General features: G+C 46.4%; 2 tRNA genes and 2 rRNA genes (2 of these 4 running past the window's edge). All 4 read left to right on the top strand.

Annotation, left to right across the window (positions count from 1 at the left end):
- Positions 1-900 (top strand): 16S ribosomal RNA (locus ABVM53_RS04165) (it extends 622 nt beyond the left edge of the window).
- Between the two features lie 154 nt (positions 901-1,054).
- A tRNA-Ile gene (locus ABVM53_RS04160) sits at positions 1,055-1,128 on the top strand.
- Positions 1,129-1,270: 142 nt separating this feature from the next.
- A tRNA-Ala gene (locus ABVM53_RS04155) sits at positions 1,271-1,347 on the top strand.
- 240 nt (positions 1,348-1,587) lie between these two features.
- Positions 1,588-2,500 (top strand): 23S ribosomal RNA (locus ABVM53_RS04150) (it continues 1,918 nt past the right edge of the window).
- The 16S and 23S rRNA genes sit together here with 2 tRNA genes alongside, the layout of an rRNA operon.

Genomic DNA, 2,500 nt, shown 5'->3' with positions numbered 1-2,500 from the left:
GCCATTGATACTGTTAGTCTTGAATTGTTATGAAGTAGCTAGAATATGTAGTGTAGCGGTGAAATGCATAGATATTACATAGAATACCAATTGCGAAGGCAGGCTACTAATAATTGATTGACACTGATGGACGAAAGCGTGGGGAGCGAACAGGATTAGATACCCTGGTAGTCCACGCCGTAAACGATGGTTACTAGCTGTCCGGCTCGATTGAGAGCTGGGTGGCCAAGCGAAAGTGATAAGTAACCCACCTGGGGAGTACGTTCGCAAGAATGAAACTCAAAGGAATTGACGGGGGCCCGCACAAGCGGTGGAGCATGTGGTTTAATTCGATGATACGCGAGGAACCTTACCAGGGCTTAAATGTAGTCTGACAGATTTGGAAACAGATTTTTCTTCGGACAGATTACAAGGTGCTGCATGGTTGTCGTCAGCTCGTGCCGTGAGGTGTCAGGTTAAGTCCTATAACGAGCGCAACCCCTGTTGTTAGTTGCCATCGAGTAATGTCGGGAACTCTAACAAGACTGCCAGTGCAAACTGTGAGGAAGGTGGGGATGACGTCAAATCATCACGGCCCTTACGTCCTGGGCCACACACGTGCTACAATGGTAGGTACAGAGAGCAGCCACGTCGCAAGGCGGAGCGAATCTATAAAACCTATCACAGTTCGGATCGGGGTCTGCAACTCGACCCCGTGAAGCTGGAATCGCTAGTAATCGCATATCAGCCATGATGCGGTGAATACGTTCCCGGGCCTTGTACACACCGCCCGTCAAGCCATGGAAGCTGGGGGTACCTGAAGTCCGTCACCGCAAGGAGCGGCCTAGGGTAAAACCGGTAACTGGGGCTAAGTCGTAACAAGGTAGCCGTACCGGAAGGTGCGGCTGGAACACCTCCTTTCTAGAGCTTCTCTACCCAATGGGTAGAAAAGACGCGACTATAAGGAAAGAAAAGTTCGAATACTTATTTTAGTTTTTAATGTTGTTGATTCAAGATATTTTTCGATTGATGGCTCACTTTAATTAGTGAGTCATTCGATTGATAAATAAAGGACAGTCTCATAGCTCAGCTGGTTAGAGCGCTACACTGATAATGTAGAGGTCGGCAGTTCGAGTCTGCCTGAGACTACTGTGTGCTAAGGCACATACTATGTTTTAGGTTAAAGCTTGAGACATTTAGTTCATAAAAAAGATATTGAAGGAAATTTTAGAGGTTGAGTAGCCGTTATAAGTACTGTTAACTAATAACTGTTAACTAGCTTTTAAATAATGGGGGATTAGCTCAGCTGGCTAGAGCGCCTGCCTTGCACGCAGGAGGTCATCGGTTCGACTCCGATATTCTCCACCAGGCAATGCCTGAAGATATGAGATATTATCTTCAGAGCTTGCGGTGAGTAGCATAGATGATTTAATTGTCTATCGCGACTCGCGATCGTTCATTGACATATTGGGAAATAATAAGAATACGAGAGAAACAAATTTTTAGTTAGCTAGTAATAGTTAATTATATATTATAGATAGAACTCATTAGAATAAAGAATAGAAAGGCTTGGTAGCAATACCTAGTCCTTATAAGAGCAAGAAGTACAATAAGCTAAATAAGGGCGTATGGGGAATGCCTAGGCTCTCAGAGGCGATGAAGGACGTGATAAGCTGCGAAAAGCTGCGGGGATTGGCACATACAAATTGATCCGCAGATATCCGAATGGGGCAACCCACTATACTGAAGGTATAGTATCCGCAAGGAGGCAAACCCGGGGAACTGAAACATCTAAGTACCCGGAGGAAGAGAAAACAAAAGTGATTCCGATAGTAGCGGCGAGCGAACTCGGATTAGCCCAAACCGGTTCTGTTACGGCAGGACCGGGGTTGTAGGACCACGACATTTTATGCGTAATGAATTAGAACACTTTGGAAAGAGTGGCCATAGACGGTGATAGCCCGGTATAGGTAAAGAGCGTTATAGATAGTGGTATCCTGAGTAGTGCGGGGCACGTGAAACCCTGTATGAATCTGGCGGGACCATCCGCTAAGGCTAAATACTCCTGAGAGACCGATAGTGAACCAGTACCGTGAGGGAAAGGTGAAAAGAACCCTGAACAAGGGAGTGAAATAGATCCTGAAACCATACGCCTACAAGCGGTCGGAGCGACGTAAGTTGTGACGGCGTGCCTTTTGCATAATGAGCCTACGAGTTACTTTATCTAGCAAGGTTAAGATGTTCAGCATCGGATCCGTAGCGAAAGCGAGTCTGAATAGGGCGTTTAGTTAGGTTGAGTAGACGCGAAACCGTGTGATCTACCCTTGGGCAGGTTGAAGCTGTGGTAACACATAGTGGAGGACCGAACCCGTTGACGTTGAAAAGTCTTGGGATGACCTGAGGGTAGGGGTGAAAGGCCAATCAAACTCGGAAATAGCTCGTACTCCCCGAAATGCATTTAGGTGCAGCGTTGATTTATAGTTTTATAGAGGTAGAGCTACTGATTGGATGCGGGGGCTTC

Origin of the sequence: Leeuwenhoekiella sp. LLG6367-2.1 (assembly GCF_045055775.1) — a bacterium.
GTDB classification, from domain to species: Bacteria; Bacteroidota; Bacteroidia; order Flavobacteriales; family Flavobacteriaceae; genus Leeuwenhoekiella; species Leeuwenhoekiella aequorea.
This window is presented reverse-complemented; position numbering and strand designations above follow the sequence as displayed.